The sequence below is a fragment of the Aureimonas sp. AU12 genome (genome assembly GCF_001463705.1).
Classification (GTDB): Bacteria; Pseudomonadota; Alphaproteobacteria; order Rhizobiales; family Rhizobiaceae; genus Aureimonas.
This window is the reverse complement of record NZ_BBWH01000024.1, coordinates 40784-59555: the sequence shown is the minus strand read 5'-3', so window position 1 is coordinate 59555 and position 18772 is coordinate 40784. Positions and strand designations below refer to the sequence as shown.

General features: G+C 69.4%; 15 protein-coding genes. 10 read left to right on the top strand and 5 right to left on the bottom strand.

Annotated features, from left to right (window positions below; genetic code table 11):
• Positions 1-114: 114 nt before the first annotated feature.
• From AUL33_RS09645 to AUL33_RS09600, 10 genes are all read left to right on the top strand, one after another.
• Positions 115-342 carry a hypothetical protein gene (locus AUL33_RS09645; protein ID WP_062207008.1) on the top strand — a complete coding sequence of 76 codons (228 nt, stop codon included), beginning with the start codon at positions 115-117 and terminating at the stop codon, positions 340-342.
• Positions 343-732: 390 nt separating this feature from the next.
• Complete coding sequence (gene pgi / locus AUL33_RS09640; RefSeq protein ID WP_062207233.1) at positions 733-2340, top strand: glucose-6-phosphate isomerase; 1608 nt, start codon at positions 733-735, stop codon at positions 2338-2340.
• A 5-nt stretch (positions 2341-2345) separates the two neighbouring features.
• A complete protein-coding gene (locus AUL33_RS09635) occupies positions 2346-4844 on the top strand; it encodes a glycogen/starch/alpha-glucan phosphorylase (protein WP_062207007.1) in 2499 nt (832 codons plus the stop codon).
• 190 nt (positions 4845-5034) lie between these two features.
• The gene (glgC, locus tag AUL33_RS09630; RefSeq protein ID WP_062207006.1) at positions 5035-6303 is read left to right on the top strand and encodes a glucose-1-phosphate adenylyltransferase; all 1269 of its coding nucleotides are present in this window, start codon (positions 5035-5037) and stop codon (positions 6301-6303) included.
• On the top strand, positions 6300-7742 hold the full coding sequence (gene glgA / locus AUL33_RS09625) for a glycogen synthase GlgA (protein WP_062207004.1): 1443 nt from the start codon (positions 6300-6302) through the stop codon (positions 7740-7742). The genes glgC and glgA overlap by 4 nt, the downstream gene beginning before the upstream one ends.
• A 4-nt stretch (positions 7743-7746) precedes the next feature.
• Positions 7747-9375: an alpha-D-glucose phosphate-specific phosphoglucomutase gene (locus AUL33_RS09620; RefSeq protein ID WP_062207002.1), complete on the top strand. Its 1629-nt coding sequence runs from the start codon at positions 7747-7749 to the stop codon at positions 9373-9375.
• A 20-nt stretch (positions 9376-9395) separates the two neighbouring features.
• Complete coding sequence (locus AUL33_RS09615) at positions 9396-9977, top strand: DUF2585 domain-containing protein (protein WP_082652476.1); 582 nt, start codon at positions 9396-9398, stop codon at positions 9975-9977.
• A gap of 123 nt (positions 9978-10100) precedes the next feature.
• Complete coding sequence (gene glgX, locus AUL33_RS09610) at positions 10101-12179, top strand: glycogen debranching protein GlgX (protein WP_062207000.1); 2079 nt, start codon at positions 10101-10103, stop codon at positions 12177-12179.
• 105 nt (positions 12180-12284) lie between these two features.
• The gene (mutL, locus tag AUL33_RS09605) at positions 12285-14153 is read left to right on the top strand and encodes a DNA mismatch repair endonuclease MutL (protein ID WP_062206998.1); all 1869 of its coding nucleotides are present in this window, start codon (positions 12285-12287) and stop codon (positions 14151-14153) included.
• Between the two features lie 117 nt (positions 14154-14270).
• Positions 14271-14504 (top strand): DUF2093 domain-containing protein, encoded by a 234-nt coding sequence (locus AUL33_RS09600; protein WP_062207229.1) that lies wholly within the window; start codon positions 14271-14273, stop codon positions 14502-14504.
• A 9-nt stretch (positions 14505-14513) separates the two neighbouring features.
• Here AUL33_RS09600 and lpxK read toward each other — a convergent pair whose 3' ends face one another.
• The 5 genes from lpxK to AUL33_RS09575 are packed head-to-tail and all read right to left on the bottom strand — an operon-like array spanning position 14514 to position 18768.
• Positions 14514-15542, bottom strand: a complete 1029-nt coding sequence (gene lpxK / locus AUL33_RS09595; RefSeq protein WP_062206996.1) for a tetraacyldisaccharide 4'-kinase — start codon at positions 15540-15542, stop codon at positions 14514-14516.
• On the bottom strand, positions 15542-16858 hold the full coding sequence (gene waaA / locus AUL33_RS09590; RefSeq protein WP_062206994.1) for a lipid IV(A) 3-deoxy-D-manno-octulosonic acid transferase: 1317 nt from the start codon (positions 16856-16858) through the stop codon (positions 15542-15544). Before waaA ends, lpxK begins: the two co-directional genes overlap by 1 nt.
• Before the next feature lie 13 nt (positions 16859-16871).
• Positions 16872-17675 (bottom strand): lysophospholipid acyltransferase family protein, encoded by an 804-nt coding sequence (locus AUL33_RS09585; RefSeq protein ID WP_062206992.1) that lies wholly within the window; start codon positions 17673-17675, stop codon positions 16872-16874.
• Between the two features lie 21 nt (positions 17676-17696).
• Positions 17697-17933 (bottom strand): DUF4170 domain-containing protein, encoded by a 237-nt coding sequence (locus tag AUL33_RS09580; protein WP_062206990.1) that lies wholly within the window; start codon positions 17931-17933, stop codon positions 17697-17699.
• A 52-nt stretch (positions 17934-17985) separates the two neighbouring features.
• Positions 17986-18768 carry a 3'(2'),5'-bisphosphate nucleotidase CysQ gene (locus tag AUL33_RS09575; RefSeq protein WP_062206987.1) on the bottom strand — a complete coding sequence of 261 codons (783 nt, stop codon included), beginning with the start codon at positions 18766-18768 and terminating at the stop codon, positions 17986-17988.
• Positions 18769-18772: the final 4 nt, after the last annotated feature.

The following is an 18772-nucleotide window of genomic DNA, read 5'->3' as shown; positions in this document are numbered from 1 at the left end:
GGGTCGGCGAGAGCACGGAAACGTTCGGCGGTTGCGATCGTTGTACTCGGCACCATCCGGCACGGTTCACAGCGTAACCAGAGATCCGGCCGACAGCGCAAGGATGACACGCCGATGAGCACAGAATCCCTCAAGCACGCCAAGTTTGATCGCGAGGACGGCACGAGCTTCGCCTCGCCGCATTCGGTGGTCGAGGATGCCTCGCTCGACCATGGCCAGAAGCGTTCGATCCTCGAAGAGTGGAAGCGGCGCGTCGCGAAAGAGAACCGTGCCGACGGCATCGACACGATGGATCACACGCTGGACCTTGCCATCGAGCGCCTCGCCGGCCTCGGCACCTGAGCCCTAAGCCCTAAGCCCGTACCCAGACCTCGGACGAGCCGGTTCGCCATCGCGGCGACCGGCTTTTTCGTTTGACCGCCGTCGACCGGCGGCTTGCCATGCCGCACATAACGGCGGCGTGATGATAAAATTGAAACGATCGGGGTGCTAAGGCTGAGCGCAGACGCGGGCGTTCGGAGGGGATACCGCGGTGCAGGGGAATGCCTATGCGGCCTCGATCCGGGGCCGCCGGGCCGCGCGCCACCGGAATTGTTTGGCTTTGCACCAAATGGTTCTATCTCTAACCGCCGATGCGACCAGCCGACTGCCAGACGGCAACGGCTCCAGAGCGATGGATCAAGACGCGTGCAAGAGAACAGACCCGTTTCGAACGATCTCGGCCTCGACGACATGACGGCCCGCGGCAAGGCCGCGCTGGAGCGCGGCATCCGCGCTCTGTTCGCCGAGGACAAGAGTCGCTTCGACGCGCTTTCCGTGCATCACGACGATCTTCTCCTCGACTTCTCGAAGACCGCACTCTCGCGCGACGATCTCGCGGCGCTCATTGCCTTCGGGGGCAAGATGGGCGTCGAGGCCCGGCGCGACGCGATGTTCGCGGGCGCCCGCATCAACGCCACCGAAGGACGTGCGGTCCTCCACGTCGCGCTGCGCGGCCGGCCCGAGGACGGCTTCACCGCTGATGGCGAGGCCGTGGGAGCGGATGTCGAGCGGGTGCTCGTGGCCATGTCGCGCTTTGCCGACGGCATTCGCGGCGGCACCATCACCGGCGCGACCGGCGAGCGCATTACCGACATCGTCAATATCGGCATCGGCGGCTCCGACCTCGGACCGGTGATGGCGGCGCTGGCGCTGGCGCCCTATCACGATGGCCCGCGCACCCATTTCGTGTCGAATGTCGACGGCGCGCATATGGCGGACACGCTGAAACTCGTATCACCGGCCACCACGCTCTTCATCGTCGCCTCGAAGACCTTCACCACGATCGAGACGATGACGAACGCTGGCACCGCGCGCCGCTTCGTCGCCGACGCGCTCGGCGAAGCCGCCGTCGGCGCGCATTTCTGCGCCGTCTCCACCGCACTCGACAAGGTCGGCGCCTTCGGTATCGGCGAAGATCGCACCTTCGGCTTCTGGGACTGGGTCGGCGGGCGCTATTCCGTCTGGTCGGCGATCGGCCTGCCGCTGATGCTGGCGATCGGGCCGGAGCGTTTTCGCGAGTTCCTGGCCGGCGCGCGCGACATGGACCGCCATTTCAAGGACGCGCCGATCGCGGCCAACCTGCCGATGCTGCTCGGTCTCGTCGGCTGGTGGCACCGCGTCGCGCAGGGTCATCCCACCCGCGCCGTAATTCCCTACGACCAGCGCCTGTCCCGCCTGCCGGCCTACCTCCAGCAGCTCGACATGGAATCGAACGGCAAGCATGTCGGCCTCGACGGCCGCCGCGTCGCCATCACCGGTCCGGTGGTCTGGGGCGAACCAGGCACGAACGGGCAGCACGCCTTCTTCCAGCTGCTGCACCAGGGCACCGACATCATCCCCGTCGAGTTCATCGTCGGCGCCAATGCGCACGAGGCGGGGTCGCAGATGCGCGTCCATCAGGACCTGCTTCTCGCCAACTGCCTCGCGCAGAGCGAGGCGCTGATGAAGGGCCGCACGCTCGAAGAGGCGCGCCAGCAGCTCCTCGACGCGGGCCGCTCACCCGACGAAGCCGAGCGCATCGCGCCACATCGCGAGTTCTCGGGCGACCGCCCCTCGATCACCATCCTCCATCGCCTGCTCGACCCGTTCGCGTTCGGCCGCCTCGTGGCGCTCTACGAGCACCGCGTCTTCGTCGAGGCCCAGCTCTTCGGTATCAACGCCTTCGACCAATGGGGCGTCGAACTCGGCAAGGAACTGGCCACCGGGCTCCTGCCGGTCGTGCAGGGCCGCGAGTCCGCCGCCTCCCGTGATTCCTCCACCGCCGGCCTCGTCGCCGCCATCGCTGACCTAAGGACCTGATCTCCATGACCCCAGCGAGCCCCGCCGTGACCAAGACCACCGACTACAGCGAAGCCGCCGAGAGGCCCTCGCCGCGCCTCAACGACGCCGACACGCTCGCGCAGGAGATCGTCGAGAAGCTGACCTATTCCATCGGCAAGTCGGTGAAGCGCGCGCGCCTTCACGACTGGCTGGAAGCGACGACGCTCGCGGTGCGCGACCGGATCATCGATCATTGGCTGGTCTCGTCGGGCGAGACGGCCGAAAGCGGCGCCAAGCGCGTCTGCTACCTGTCGATGGAATTTCTCATCGGGCGCCTTCTGCGCGATGCCATCGCCAATCTCGGCCTGACGGCATCGGTGCGCGAGGCCTTGGCGCGCTACGACGTCGAGCTCGACCTCGTGGAACTGCTGGAGCCGGACGCGGCGCTCGGCAATGGCGGCCTCGGGCGCCTCGCCGCCTGCTTCATGGAATCGATGGCCTCCACCGGCGTGCCCGGCTTCGGTTACGGCATCCGCTACGTCCACGGCTTCTTCCGTCAGGAGATCGTCGACGGCCGGCAGGTCGAACTGCCCGAGACCTGGCTGAAGCACGGCAACCCGTGGGAGTTCGAGCGCCGCGAAAGCGCCTACGAGATCGGCTTTGGCGGCAAGGTGTCGATGCTGGAGGAAGCCGGACGGCCGCCGCGCCAGGTCTGGCGCCCGGCCGAGCGCGTCCTTGCCGTCGCCTACGACACGCCCGTCGTCGGCTGGCGGGGTCAGCACGTCAACACGCTGCGCCTCTGGTCGGCGCAGTCGCTCGACCCGATCCTCCTCGACGCCTTCAACGCAGGCGACCATATCGGCGCGCTGCTGGAATCCAATAAGGCCGAGGCGATCACCCGCGTCCTCTACCCCGCCGACTCGCATCAGGCCGGCCAGGAACTGCGCCTGCGCCAGGAGTATTTCTTCTCCTCGGCTTCGCTGCAGGACATCATCCGCCGTCACCTACGCGAGAACGACACCCTCTCGAACCTCGCCGACAAGGTCGCGATCCAGCTCAACGACACCCATCCGGCGGTCTCGGTCGCCGAGCTGATGCGTCTCCTCATGGACGTCCACGGCATGGAGTGGGACGAGGCGTGGACGATCACCCGCGCCACCTTCTCCTACACCAACCACACGCTCTTGCCCGAAGCGCTGGAGACTTGGCCGATCCACCTCTTCGAGCGCCTGCTGCCGCGCCAGATGCAGATCATCTACGCGATCAACGCGCTGGTGATGCGCGAGGCCGCGCAGGATCAGAAGTTCGACGACGCGACGATCTCGGCGATTTCGCTGATCGACGAGGGCAACGGCCGGCGCGTGCGCATGGGCCAGCTCGCCTTCGTCGGCAGTCATGCGGTCAACGGCGTGTCGGCGCTCCACACCGAGTTGATGAAGGAGACCGTGTTCCACGATCTCCACAAGCTCTACCCGACCCGCATCGAGAACAAGACGAACGGCGTAACCCCGCGCCGCTGGCTGTTCGAGTGCAATCCGGGCCTCGCCGGCCTGATCGACGAGACGATCGGACCGCGCTTCCGCGACGAGATCGGCGAGCTGAAGTCGCTCGACAAATTCTCGAACGACGCCGCCTTCCGCGACCGCTTCTCCGCCGTGAAGCGCCACAACAAGGAGCGTCTGGCCGCGCTTGTCGAGGAGCGACTGGCGATCACGCTCAACCCGGATGCGATGTTCGACATCCAGGTCAAGCGCATCCACGAGTACAAGCGCCAGCTCCTCAACATTCTCGAGACCGTGGCGCTCTACGAGCAGATCCGCTCGCTGCCGCATCTCGACTGGACGCCGCGGGTGAAGATCTTCGCCGGCAAGGCGGCCCCCTCCTACGTCCAGGCCAAGGAGATCATCCATCTGGCCGGCGACGTCGCCCGCGTCATCAACTCCGATCCCGGCGTGCGCGACCTGCTGAAGGTCGTGTTCATTCCGAACTACAATGTCAGCCTCGCCGAGATCATCATGCCGGCGGCCGATCTGTCGGAGCAGATCTCGACGGCCGGCCTCGAGGCGTCCGGCACCGGCAACATGAAGTTCGCCTTGAACGGTGCGCTGACGATCGGCACGCTCGACGGGGCCAATGTCGAGATGCTGGAGCATCTGGGCGCCGAGAACATCTTTATCTTCGGCCTCGACGCCGACGAGGTGGCGCGCATGCGCCGCGAAGGCCACAACGGCCAGAGCGTCATCGACCGCCAGCCGCTCCTGCGCTCGGCGATCGACTCGATCTCGGCCGGCGTCTTCAGCCAGGAAGATCCCGGCCGCTACGCCTCGCTGATGAACTCGATCCGCGATCGCGACTGGTGGATGATCGCCGCCGACTTCCGCGCCTACTGGGACAAGCAGCGCGAACTCGACATGCTCTGGAAGAAGCCGTCCGACTGGCACGGCGTCGCCGTTCGCAACACCGCGCGCATGGCCTGGTTCTCCTCGGATCGCTCGATCCGCGAATACGCCAAGGACATCTGGCACGCCGGCCCGGGCGCCTGAGAAAGCCCCGCCGGACGCACGACACGTCTGGCGAGAAAAAAAGCCTGTGGGCGGCGGGTTCGCGTCGTGGAAGCGGGAAACTCCGGCGCTATCTTGATGGTGCCGGAGTGATAAGACTTGCGACAAGAAGCGTCCGGCCGCGCTTACGGGCCAAGACCGGACCGCGTTGCGTATCGTGGAGGAACGACGAATGGCTGACAGCCGCCGAGTGGCGCCGATCTCGCGCGATACGATGGCCTATGTTCTGGCGGGCGGCCGCGGCAGCCGCCTGATGGAATTGACCGACGACAGGGCCAAGCCCGCCGTCTATTTCGGCGGCAAGTCGCGCATCATCGACTTCGCCCTGTCGAACGCGGTGAACTCGGGCATCCGCCGCATCGGCGTCGCCACGCAATACAAGGCGCATTCGCTGATCCGCCACCTGCATCGCGGCTGGAACTTCCTGCGCCCAGGACGGAACGAGAGCTTCGACGTTCTTCCCGCCTCGCAGCGCGTCTCGGAAGACCAGTGGTATGCGGGCACGGCCGACGCGGTGTACCAGAACATCGACATCATCGAGTCCTACGCCCCGAAGTACATCGTCATCCTGGCAGGCGACCACGTCTACAAGATGGACTACGAGATCATGCTCCAGCAGCATGTCGACACGGGGGCCGACGTCACCGTTGGCTGCCTCGAGGTCCCGCGCATGGAGGCCGTCGGCTTTGGCGTGATGCATGTCGACGAGAAGGGGCGCATCACCGACTTCATCGAGAAGCCGGCCGACCCACCGTCGATCCCCGGCCGTCCCGACACGGCGCTGGCCTCGATGGGCATCTACGTCTTCAACACCGAATTCCTCGCCGATCAACTGCGCCGCGACGCCGCCGATCCGATGTCGAGCCGAGACTTCGGCAAGGACATCGTGCCGCACATCGTGCGACACGGCACGGCCTGGTCGCATTCGTTCAACACGTCGGTGGTGCGCTCATCCGCCGAATACGGCGCCTACTGGCGCGACGTCGGCACGGTGGACGCCTATTGGCAGGCCAATATCGACCTGACCGACATCCAGCCGCAGCTCGACATCTACGACCGCGACTGGCCGATCTGGACCTATGCCGACGTGACGCCGCCGGCGAAGTTCGTGCATGACGAGGAGGGGCGCCGCGGCACGGCGATCTCCTCGCTCGTCTCGGGCGACTGCATCATTTCCGGCGGCTCGCTGCATCGCTCGCTGCTCTTCACCGGCGTGCGGCAGAACTCCTATTCGAAGCTCGACCACGCGGTGGTGCTGCCGGGCTGCCATATCGGACGCGGGGCGCGTGTGACGAAGGCGGTGCTCGACCGCGGTGTCCATATCCCCGACGGACTGGTCATCGGCGAGGATCCCGATCTCGACGCGCAGCGCTTCCGCCGCACGGCGAGCGGCATCTGCCTCGTGACGAAACCGATGATCGACCGGCTGAACTATAGATGACCAGCGTCCTCTCCGTTGCGTCGGAGGTCTTTCCGCTGGTCAAGACCGGCGGACTGGCCGACGTCGCCGGCGCGCTGCCGCTGGCGCTCGGCACGATCGGCGTCGCGGTCCGCACGCTGATGCCTGCCTATCCGAGCGTTCTCGCCGATCTCGGCGAGAACGCGATCCTCACGGAGATCGACGACCTGTTCGGCGGCCCGGCGCGCATTCTCGGCGCGACCGTCGCCGGGCTGGACCTTCTCCTCCTCGACGCCCCTCACCTCTTCGATCGGCCGGGCGGCCCCTATATCGGGCTCAACGGCTACGATCACCCCGACAACTGGGCGCGCTTCGCGGCGCTCTCGAAGGCGGCGAGCCTCGTCGGGATGGGCGCGATCGCGGGCTACCGGCCCGACATCGTCCATGCGCACGACTGGCAGGCGGCGCTCGCCCCGGTCTATCTGGAACGCCAGCCGAGCCGGCCGCGCACCGTCCTGACGATCCACAATCTCGCGTTCCAGGGCGCCTTTCCCCACACGGTCTTTCCCGATCTCGGACTGCCGGCCGATGCCTGGGGCGTCGACGGCGTCGAGTATTACGGCTCGGTCGGCTTCCTCAAGGGGGGCCTGCGCGCCGCCGACGCGATCACGACGGTCAGCCCGAACTATGCCGCCGAGATCCTGACGGCGGCGGGCGGCATGGGTCTCGACGGCCTGCTGCGCGGTCGCGCCGATCGCCTGACGGGCATCGTCAACGGGATCGACATCGAGACCTGGGATCCGGCAAACGACCCGCATATCGCCGCGACCTTCACGCGCGGCGATATCTTCCGGCGCCAGATCAACAAGCGCGCGCTCGAAGCCGAGTTCGCGCTCGAAGAGGACGACACGTTGATCCTCGCCGTGGTCTCACGCCTGACCTGGCAGAAGGGCCTCGATCTGCTCGCCGAGGCCTGCGACGACATCGTCGCGTCCGGCTGCCGCCTCGTCATCGTCGGCTCGGGCGACCGGATGCTGGAAGGCTCGTTCCTCGGCGCCGCGGCGCGCCATGCCGGCCGGATGGGCGTTCGCATCGGCTATGACGAGATCCTGTCGCACCGGGTGCAGGCGGGTGCCGATGCGCTGCTCGTGCCCTCGCGCTTCGAACCCTGCGGCCTGACGCAACTCTATGCCCTGCGCTACGGCTGCCTGCCGGTGGTCAGCCGCGTCGGCGGCCTTGCCGATACGGTGATCGATGCCAACTTCGCCGCGCAGGCCGCGGGCGTCGCCACCGGCTTCATCTTCGCCCCGGTGACGCGCGAAGCGCTGCTCGACGGCATCGCGCGTCTGGCTCGCCTCTATGCCGATCCGCCGCTCTGGCGCGATCTGCAGCTCACCGCCATGTCGAGCGACGTTTCCTGGACGGGCAGCGCCCGCCGCTACGCCGACCTCTACCGAAGCCTCGTCCCCGAAAGACCCTGACGTCATGATCCAGACCGTCGCGACCACACCCTTCGACGACCAGAAGCCCGGCACCTCCGGCCTTCGCAAGAAGGTGACGCATTTCCAGCAGCCGAATTACGCCGAGAACTTCCTGCAGGCGATCTTCGATGCGTCCGAGCGGCCGGCGGGGGCAACCATCGTGATCGGCGGCGACGGCCGCTACTTCAACGCCGACGTGGTGCGCAAGGCGATCCGCATGGCCGCCGCCAACGGCGTCGGCAAGGTCGTGGTCGGGCAGAACGGCCTCCTGTCGACGCCGGCGGCCTCGAACCTCATCCGCCAGCGCAAGGCGGCCGGCGGCATCATCCTGTCGGCCTCGCACAATCCCGGCGGGCCCGACGGCGACTTCGGCATCAAGTACAACATCGCCAATGGCGGCCCGGCGCCCGAGGGCATCACCGAGGCGATCTACCGTCGCACCCGCGAGATCACCGAATACAAGATCGTATCGGAGGAAGCGCCGGATCTCGGCGTCGTCGGCACGAGCCGGGTTGGCGAGATGGAGGTCGAGGTCGTCGATCCCGTCACCGACTATGCCACGCTCATGGAAACGCTGTTCGACTTCGCCGCGATCCGCGAGGCGATCGCCGGCGGCCTGACGCTGCGCTTCGACGCCATGCATGCGGTCACGGGCCCCTACGCCCACGAGATCCTCGGGCGCCGTCTCGGCGCGCCCGTCGGCACGGTGATCAACGGCGAGCCATCGGAAGATTTCGGCGGCGGCCATCCCGATCCGAACGTCGTCTGGGCAGCGCCCCTCGTCGACCTGATGATGGGCCCGACCTCGCCCGATTTCGGTGCGGCCTCGGACGGCGACGGCGACCGCAACATGATTCTCGGCCGCGGCATCGTCGTGACGCCCTCCGATTCGCTGGCCGTGCTCGCCGCCAACGCGCATCTGGCACCGGGCTACGCCAACGGCATCGCCGGCATCGCCCGCTCCATGCCGACGAGCGGCGCGGCCGACCGCGTCGCCAAGAAGCGCGGCATCGGCCTTTACGAGACGCCGACAGGCTGGAAGTTCTTCGGCAATCTTCTCGACGCCGGCAAGGTGACGATCTGCGGCGAGGAGAGCGCCGGAACCGGCTCCGACCACGTGCGCGAGAAGGACGGGCTCTGGGCCGTGCTGCTCTGGCTCAACATCCTCGCCGTTCGCAAGACGAGCGTCGCCGACATCGTCGCCGCGCATTGGCGCGAGTTCGGCCGCAACTACTACCAGCGCCACGACTACGAGGAGGTCGACAAGGCCGCCGCCGAGGGCCTGATGGAGAGCTTGCGCGATCGTCTCGCCTCGATGGCAGGCCAGCGCTTCGGCACGCTCGTCGTGTCGGAGGCCGACGACTTCTCGTATCGCGACCCGATCGACGGCTCGGTCTCCACCGGCCAAGGCGTGCGCATCGTCTTTTCCGGCGGCTCGCGCATCGTCTTCCGCCTGTCGGGCACCGGCACCAAGGGCGCGACGCTTCGCGTCTATATCGAGCGCTATGAGCCCGAGAGCGGTCGCCTCGACATGACGATCGAGGAGGCGCTCGGCGAACTCGTGCGAACCGCCGACGCGATCGGCGAGATCACCAAGCGCACGGGCCGCGACGCGCCGGACGTGCGCACCTGAGCGCTCCCAACCGGGAGCGCGTGTCGCCCGGCGGCACCGACCGCCGGGTCAAACTCTGGCATCTCGTCCTCTGCGCCGCGATCGTCGCCGTCATGGCGGCGATCCTGCTTGCCATGGGGCGGGTGCCGATCTGCGCCTGCGGCACGATCAAGCTGTGGCACGGCACGGTGGCGAGTTCGGAAAACTCGCAACATCTCTCGGACTGGTATTCGCCCTCTCATTTCATCCACGGGCTGCTCTTCTACGCCGGCTTCTGGTGGCTGGCGCGCCGCCATCCGATGGGGCTGCGTCTCGTGGGTGCGGTGCTGATCGAGGCCATCTGGGAGCTGACGGAAAACACGGACGCGGTGATCCAGCGCTACCGCGAGGCGACGATCGCGCTCGATTATTTCGGCGACAGCGTTCTCAACTCGGTGTCCGACGTGGCGTTCATGATGGTGGGCTTCGCGTTCGCCTCGCGCCTCCCGGTCTTCGTCAGCGTCGCGGTGGCGCTCGGCCTCGAAATTCTGACGGCCGTTCTCATCCGCGATAACCTGACGCTCAACGTTCTCATGCTTCTCTATCCGCTCGATGCCGTCCGCGCCTGGCAGGGCGGCCTCTAAAGGCTGGGGCACGGGTCCGCGAACACCGGTTCGGCGGACGGGCCCTTCAGGTCTTTGTTGATCCGCATTGACGTATGGCCAAGCGTGTCCGATTCGTCCGGAAATGCTCGAAGGGAAGCGGCGATGCAGACGATCACGGCGGAACGCGGCCGCCCCGCAACGCTCGGCGCGACGCCGGAGGCCGATGGCGTGCAGTTCGCCGTCTTCTCCGACCATGCCGAGCGCATCGAGCTCTGCCTCTTCGAAGCAGCCGGCACGGTCGAAGCGCAGCGCCTGACGCTGCCCCGGCGCGGCGACGGGGGCGTTCACTTCGGCTTCGTCCCGGGCCTTCGCGTCGGCGCGCTCTACGGCTACCGCGCGCACGGACCCTTCAATCCCGCGAACGGCCATCGCTTCGATGCCTCGAAACTGCTGGTCGACCCCTACGCGACGCGGATCGACCGGCCCTTCCTCTATCATCCGACGCTCGCCGCACCGCCGTCTCGCGCCATCGACACCGCGCCGCTCGTGCCGCGCGCCGTGGTGGAAGGAGCCGAGGGTCCGGCCGAGCCCCTGCCCTTCCGCCGACCGGGCTTCACCTACGAGCTTCTGGTGCGCGCCTTCACGCAGCGCCATCTGCTCGTGCCAGAGCGCCTGCGCGGCACCGTCGCCGCGCTCGCCGAGCCGGCCGTCCTCGAACACCTGACGCGCCTCGGCGTCGAGACGGTGGAACTGATGCCGCTCGCTGCCGCCCTCGACGAGCGACATCTCTCGGCGCTCGGGCTGACGAACGCCTGGGGCTACAATCCCATCACGCACATGGCGCCCGACCCGCGCCTCTCGCCCGGCGGCTGGGCCGAGATCCGCCGGACCGTCGAAGCGCTGCACGCGCGCGGCATCCGCGTCCTCCTCGACGTCGTGCTCAACCATTCCGGCGAGAGCGACCGGTTCGGCCCGACGATCGCCTATCGCGGGCTCGACAACCGCACCTATTACGCCGCCGCGCCCGGTGATCCCGACACGCTCGTCAACGACACCGGCACCGGCAACACGTTCGCGCTCTGGCGCGAGCCGGTGGCGCAGATGGCGGTGGACGCGCTGCGCACCTGGGTGACGCGCGCCGGCATCGACGGCTTTCGCTACGATCTCGCCCCCATTCTCGGCCGCACGCCCGAAGGGTTCCGACCGGATGCCCCGTTCTTCCGGATGCTGGCAGCCGACCCGGTGCTGGCGGGCCGCCTCCACGTCGCCGAGCCGTGGGACATCGGGCCGGGCGGCTATCAGGTCGGGCGCTTCCCGCGCCCCTTCCTCGAATGGCAGGATCGGTTCCGCGACGACGTGCGCCGCTTCTGGCGCGGCGATGCCGGAATGGTCGGCGCGCTCGCGACGCGCCTCTCCGGCTCGCCCGATCTCTTCGCAGGCGAGGGTCGCACCCCGAACGATGGCGTCAATTTCATCGACGCCCATGACGGGTTCTCGCTCGCCGATCTTGTCGCCTATGCCGAGCGCCACAACGAGGCCAATGGCGAGAACAACCGCGACGGCCATGCCGACAACCATTCCTGGAACAACGGCACCGAGGGCGCGACGAGCGATCCTTCGATCATCGAGGCGCGCCGGCGCGACGTGCGGGCGCTCTTGGCGACGCTGATGGTGGCGCGCGGCACGCCGATGATCGTCGCGGGCGACGAGATGGGTCGAACGCAAGGCGGCAACAACAACGGGTATGCGCAGGACAACGAGGTGCTGTGGCTCGACTGGGCCGGCGCCGACGAGGACCTCTGCGACTTCACCGCGCGCCTCGTGGCGCTGCGCGCGGCCGAACCGGCGCTCCACGCCGACCGCTTCCTCAACGGCGCCGATTGCGGAGGCACCCCGGACGTCGTCTGGCTCGGCGAGGACGGCGGGCCGATGCACGAGCGCGACTGGCGGGACGGCGAGCGGCGCTGGCTGGCGGCACGCCTTGCGGGCGGACCGAGCGAGACGCCGTGTGATCGGGGCGAGGCCCGCCCCGCCCCTGCCGTCCTCGTCTATCTCAACGCCGACCGGCAGGCGCGCACCGTCCGGCTGCCGCCGCTCGGCGCGGGTCTCGCCTATCGCCTCGAACTCCAGTCCGACCGCCCGGACCTCGCCCCCCGCCCGCTCGATCCGACATCGTCGCTGACGGTGACGCCGCGTGCCGTCTTCGTGGTGCGGGAGGTGGCCGTGGAGGCGGCGCACTAGCCCCATCGGGACTGACCGGGCGCATAAGCGCCCGTCACCCCGGCGGTGTTCAGCGGCGGCGGGAATGCCTATGTTGGCGGCTCGCGCCGTGCCGGAAGCCCCATCATGCCCATCGAGCAACTCTCCGAGACCCTGATCGACCAGATCGCCGCCGGCGAGGTGGTCGAGCGGCCGGCGAGCGTCGTGAAGGAACTGCTCGAAAACAGCCTGGACGCCGGCGCGAGCCGCATCGAGATCGTCACGGCGGGCGGCGGCAAAAGCCTGCTGCGCATTGCCGACGACGGCCACGGCATCTCGCTCGCCGAACTGCCGCTGGCGGTGCGCCGCCACTGCACCTCGAAGCTCGGCGGCGGGCTCGATGCCATCAGCACGCTCGGCTTTCGCGGCGAGGCGCTGCCCTCGATCGGCTCGGTGGCGCGGCTGTCGCTACGCTCGCGCGCCAACGGCGCGGCGGGCGCGCACGAGATCCTCGTCCAGGGTGGGCGCCAGGACGGGCCGCGTCCCGCGTCGCTCGGCGCCGGTACGGTGATCGAGGTGCGCGACCTCTTCCACGCCGTTCCCGCACGGCTGAAGTTCCTCAAGAGCGACCGCGCCGAGTCGGCGGCGATCACCGAGGTGGTGCGGCGCATCGCGCTTGCCTTTCCGGCCGTGCGCTTCGAGCTGACGGGCGAGGACCGCACGCAGACGATCCTCGAGGCGGTGGCGCCCGGGCGTGAGACCGACCGGATCGCGCAGGTGATCGGCACCGACTTCACCGAGAATGCCTTTGCGCTCGACGCGGTGCGCGAAGGCGTGCGCCTCACCGGCCATGCCGGCCTGGCGACCTTCCATCGCGGCAACGCGCTGCACCAATACGCCTATGTCAACGGGCGTCCGGTGCGCGACAAGATGATCCTTTCGGCGATCCGCGGCGCCTATGCAGATGCGATGGCGCGCGACCGCCATCCCGTCTGCGTCCTCTTCATCGACCTCGATCCGCGCGACGTCGATGTCAACGTCCATCCGGCCAAGGCCGACGTGCGCTTCCGCGATCCCGGCCTGATACGCGGTCTGATCGTCGGCGCCATCCGCGCGACGCTTGCGAACATCGCGCTTCGCGGCTCGACCGAGGGCGCGGGTGGCCTGATGGCGCGGTTTCGCCCCGGAGTCTTGCCAGCCCCGACAGGCGGTGCGGGAGCGGAGCAGCAGATCGCACCAGCTGCCGCGCCCCGTGGCATCGGGGGCGGGTTCGGCGAGCGCCACGCCGGCGACTACGATCTGGCGGCCTCGCCCTTCCGGCCGCTGGCCGCGGAGCCGTCCGCCCACTCCCGTCGCGCCGCGTCCGCGCGCTTCGAGGGGTTCACGCCCTCGGCTCGCGCTGCCACGCCGACGGAGACGGCGTCCGGCGCAGACGAGTTTCCGCTCGGCGCTGCGCGCGCGCAGATCGACCGGGCCTTCATCGTCGCCGAGACGCACGACAGTCTGGTGATCGTCGATCAGCATGCCGCGCACGAGCGCCTCGTCTACGAGGCGCTGAAGGGATCGCTGCACGCCAGCCCCCTCCCCTCACAGATGCTGCTGCTGCCCGAAATCGTCGACCTGCCGGAAGCCGACGCCGACCGGCTGGGCGAAGCGGCCGCGACGCTGGAGCGCTTCGGCCTGCGGCTCGAGCGCTTCGGGCCGGGCGCGGTGATGGTGCGCGAGACGCCGGCGCTGCTCGGCGAGGTGGATGCGGGCGCGCTTGTACGCGATCTCGCCGACGAACTCGCCGACAGCGGCACCGGCGCGGGGCTCCAGGCGCGCGTCGATCATGTCGCTGCGACGATGGCCTGCCATGGTTCGGTGCGCGCCGGGCGACGGCTGAACCCGGCGGAGATGAACGCGCTTCTGCGCCAGATGGAGGCGACGCCCGGTTCGGGCACCTGCAACCACGGACGCCCGACCTTCATCGAGCTGAAGCTCGTCGACATCGAGCGTCTGTTCGGCCGGCGGTAGCGCTGCCGCGCCAGCCGTTGACTTCGCGCCGCGTAGGATGGAACAACGCGAGAGATGAAAGGGCAGCGCTCGCGCCGCCGCCCGCCCGCAAGGCCCGATCTGCGCGTCGAGACACCGATGATGAACCGCATGGACAGCGGCGGCGAAGCCCGTCTTCGCTACCTCGACGCCGATTTCGAGGTGATCCGGCCCGGCGCCTTCGTGCGCTGTGTCGTCACCGGCGAGGCGATCCCGCTGGATCTCCTCAAGTACTGGAGCGTCCAGCGGCAGGAGCCCTATCGCGACGCCGCCGCATCGCTGGCACGCGAACTCGAGATCGACCCGGGCCTTCGCAAGCGCTCGAAGGGCTGACCGCTCGCGTCAGGATGCCGATCGTCTGGCGAAGCTCTGCAGCGCCTGCGTCACCAGATCGCCCGCATCGCTGGTATGCTCGAAGCGTAGCACCTGTTCGAGAACGCTTGCCCGCGCACCGAGCGCCGCGCCGACGCCTGTGGCCGATCCCAACCGCGCGTGGTCCTTGGCGGTGGTCGCCAGCATCAGCCCGAGACTGTCGGCTTCGCTCAAAAGCGCGCGGGCCTCGTCCGGCGTGAACATGTGATGATCGGGAAAATCGGTGGAGGCGACGATCTCGGCGCCCGCATCTTCGAGCGAGCGGTGGAACTTGCTGGGGTCGGCGATGCCGCAGAAGGCGAGCACCCGCTGCCCGGCGAAAGCCGACGCGTTCGGCGCCAACGAGCGCGCCCGCAGCAGCGGCTTGCCCGCCCTCTGCGCCAGATCGGCCGCTTGGTCCGCGCCCCGTCCCTCGCCGATCGCCAGAAGCGCGTCGGCATCGGCGAGCTGGCGGCCGAGCGGTGCGCGCAGCGGCCCTGCCGGCAGCACGCGGCCATTGCCGAGGCCCCGCCCCGCATCGACCACGATCAGCGACAGGTCGGCGCGCAGCCGGGCGCTCTGGAACCCGTCGTCCATGATGGCGAGATCGCAGCCGGCTTGCGCGAGAAGCCGCGCGCCCGCCAGTCGGTCCGCCGCGACGGCGGTCGGCGCGAGCGCCGCCAGCAGCATCGCCTCGTCGCCGACCCGCGCCGCATCGTGGCGGGCGGGATCGGCGAGCACGGCCGCGCCGCCGCGACCGCCATGGCCGCGCGTCAGGAAGCCGGGCCGGCGGCCGAGCGCCAGCGCGGCCCGCCCCAGCGCCAGCGCCGTCGGCGTCTTGCCGCCGCCGCCCACCGTGAAGTTTCCGACGCAGATGACGGGAAGGCCGGCCTCGGCACGGACGCCTCGCGCCATACGGCGCCCCGACACCGCGCCGTAGAGCGCGGCGGCGGGCCCGAGGATGCGGGCCTGCCAGCCGGCCTCCTCGTGCCACCAGAAGGCGGGCGCGCGCGCCAGCATCACCGCGTCTCGTCGCGCCGATGCAGCGACAGGCGCATCGGCAGCAGGAACGGGTCGAGCGCGCCCATCGTGCGGCGCAGGCTTCCGCCCATGTCGTCGACCCCGTCCTTGGCCGCGGCGATCATCGCGCGCCGGGTCTCGGGATGCGAGAACAGGTCCGCGACGACATGCCCAAGTTCCGCGCCGTCCTCGACGATCCGCGCGCCGCCGCGGTCGATGAGCCGCTGGTACACCTCGCGGAAGTTCTGGACGAAGCGCCCCGACAGGATGGCAACACCGAGCATGGCAGCCTCCAGCGGGTTCTGTCCGCCCTCGCCATGGATCGACTTGCCGACGAAGGCGATCTCGGTGAGCCGCAGATAGAAACCCATGTCGCCGATCGTGTCGCCGAGAAGCACGTCGGTGGTGGGATCGGGCAGCTCGCCCCGGCTCCAGCGGGCGACCGCGAGACCGCGCGCCTTCAGATCCTTCTCCACCGCGTCGGAGCGCTCGACATGGCGCGGCACGATGATCGTCAGCAGGCGCGGCCGGTCCTCGCGCAGGCGCAGATGGATCTCGGCCGCCATCGCCTCCTCGCCCTCATGGGTCGAGATCGCAGCCCAGACGGGCCGAAGGCCGAGCACCCGGCGCGCGTCGGCGAGATCCTCGCGGTTGACCGGCGGCGCCTCCACGTCGGCCTTGAGATTGCCGGCAACGGTCACGGCGCGCGCGCCGAGGAGATGGTAGCGCTCGCCGTCGACATCCGACTGCGCCACGATGTGGGCGAGGTTCTCGAGCAGCGCCTCGGCGAGGCGCGGCGCCGAGCGCCAGCGCTTGAAGGAGCGGTCGGAGAGGCGCGCGTTGACGAGGATCTGCGGCACGCGGCGGTGCGCGAGCTCGAGCATCGTCATCGGCCAGATCTCGCTCTCGGCGACGATCGCCAGATCCGGTCGCCAATGGTCGAGGAAGCGCCGCACGAAGGGGCGAAGGTCGAGCGGCACGTATTGGTGGATCACCGTGTCGCCCAGCCGGTCGCGCACCATCGCCGCCGACGTGACCGTGCCCGTGGTCATCAGCACGCGGATGCCGTCGTCGGCGATGGCCTGGACGAGCGAGGCGACCGCCGAGCTTTCGCCGACGCTGGCGGCGTGGACCCAGACGAGCGGCACGCCGTCCGGGCGCGGTTCGCCGGCATAGCCGTAGCGCTCACGCCGGCGGTGGCGCTCTTCCTTGCCGCGCGCCGCGCGCCAGCCGACATAAGGGCCGATCGCGGGATAGGCCAGCGACCCCGCGATGCGGTAGGCCGTCAGTGCCGTCTTCGCCCAGCCTTCGCTCAACGTCGCTGTCCCGTCACTGCCTGCGTTCCGCTTCCCGTTCGAAGGTGTCGCCCCGGCCATCGGCCAGGAGGATCGCCCTTCGGTTCGCCCGTTCGATCGCGAGGGTCAGCCTCGCGCGGATCTCCTCCATCGCCGCCGCGTCGGCGTCGGCGGGAACGAAGATCGGATCCTCCATGACCACGGCAATGCGGCCGAAGGGCAGCGGCAGGGTGGTCCGGTCCCAGGTTTTTTCGAGCACCCGGCGCCGGCTCGTCACCGCCGCGCTCGGCACGATCGGCCGGCCCGAAAGTCGCGCAAGCGTGACGATGCCGAGGCCCGCCTCGCGTGGCACGCCCTTCGGCACGTCGGCGATCATGCAGACGCCGAAGCCCTCGCGCAGCTTGCGCATTAGCTGGATCAGCGCCCGCGCGCCGCCCTTGCGCGAAGCCGCTTCGCGGACGCGCCCGCCCGAGCCGCGCACCGTCTCGATGCCGAAACGCTCGACCACGGCGGCGTTGATCTCGGCATCGGCATTGCGCGAGAGCAGCGCCACATAGGGCAGGCGCACCGGGCGGAAGAAGGGGGCAAGCAGATGCTGCCCGTGCCAGAGCGCCACGATCGCGGGATGCTGGCTCGCCAGCAGCGCATCGAAGTCGCTGGAGCCGGGCGCGGGGCGCTGCGTGCGTCGCACGAAGCGCAGCGCGTCGTAGATCGCCCGCCCCGCCAGCCGCGAGACGACGGGCGAGCGATAGAGCGTCTTCAGGCGCCGCTGCAGGCGCACCCGCAGTCGCTTGCGCGGCCGCCCCTGACGCCCGCCGGCGGGCGGATGCTCATCCACGCGGGGGCGATCCCGCCGCGCTCAAACCGTCTCGGGATCGAGAAGGCGGTGCATGTGGACGATGAAGTAGCGCATCGAGGCGTGGTCGACCGTCGCCTGCGCCTTGGCGCGCCATGCGGCCTGCGCCGAGGCGTAGTCGGGGAAGATGCCGACGATGTCGAGCGCCGAGAGGTCGCGGAAGTCGACGGCGCCGAGATCCTTCAGCTCGCCGCCGAACACGAGGTGCAGGCGCTGCTTTGGCTCTTCTTCGGTGACCATGAGGCGTGAACTCCGGGTGAGACGGTTGGGAGGCGAGACGGGCGGGGCCGCGTCAGGCGGCGACGCCGCCATAGGCGAGGAGCTGGGCGAGACGGTCGGTGCCGCCGGCGACGAGAACGCCATGCCTTTCCGGGGCCGGATTGTAAAGGTGGCGGGAGCCGTCGAGCCGGGCGAGCGCCCCGCCGGCGCGCTCCAGGATGAGGTCGCCGGCCGCGATGTCCCAGTCGTTGGCGCGCGGCAGAATGAGCGTGCCGTCGAGCCGGCCGCTGGCGACGAGCGCCAGGCGATAGGCCAGCGAGGGCACGCCCGGGGCGAAGTCGATGCGGGCGCCGTGCTGCCCTTCCAGCTTTCGGCGCATGCCGTCGGGCATCGACAGGCGCAGCCGCCCGTCCTCGGGCTCCGGCGAAACCCGGATCGTCTCGCCGTTCAGCTGGGCCGGACCGTCGGCGGTGGCGCCCAGCACCTCCTCGAGCGCCGGCGCGTCGATGATGCCGGCGACCGGCCGGCCGCGCGCGATCACCGCGATCGAGACGCACCACGTGGCCTCGCCGCGCAGGAACGAGCGCGTGCCGTCGATGGGATCGACCACGAAGAACCGCTCCTCCCCCGCCCCTGCCGGCTGCGCCGCGGTCTCCTCGGAGATCCAGCCATAGTCGGGCCGCGCGCCGAGCAGCGTGCGCCGCAGATGGTCGTCCACGGCGAAGTCGGCCTCCGAGACCGGCGAGGAGCCCTTCCAGAACACCTCCGGGTCGCGCTTCCAGAAGCCGAGCGCGATGCGCCCCGCCTCGGCGGCGGCCTCCGTGAGAAGCTGCAGGTCGGCGGCGGCGTCCTCCATCTCG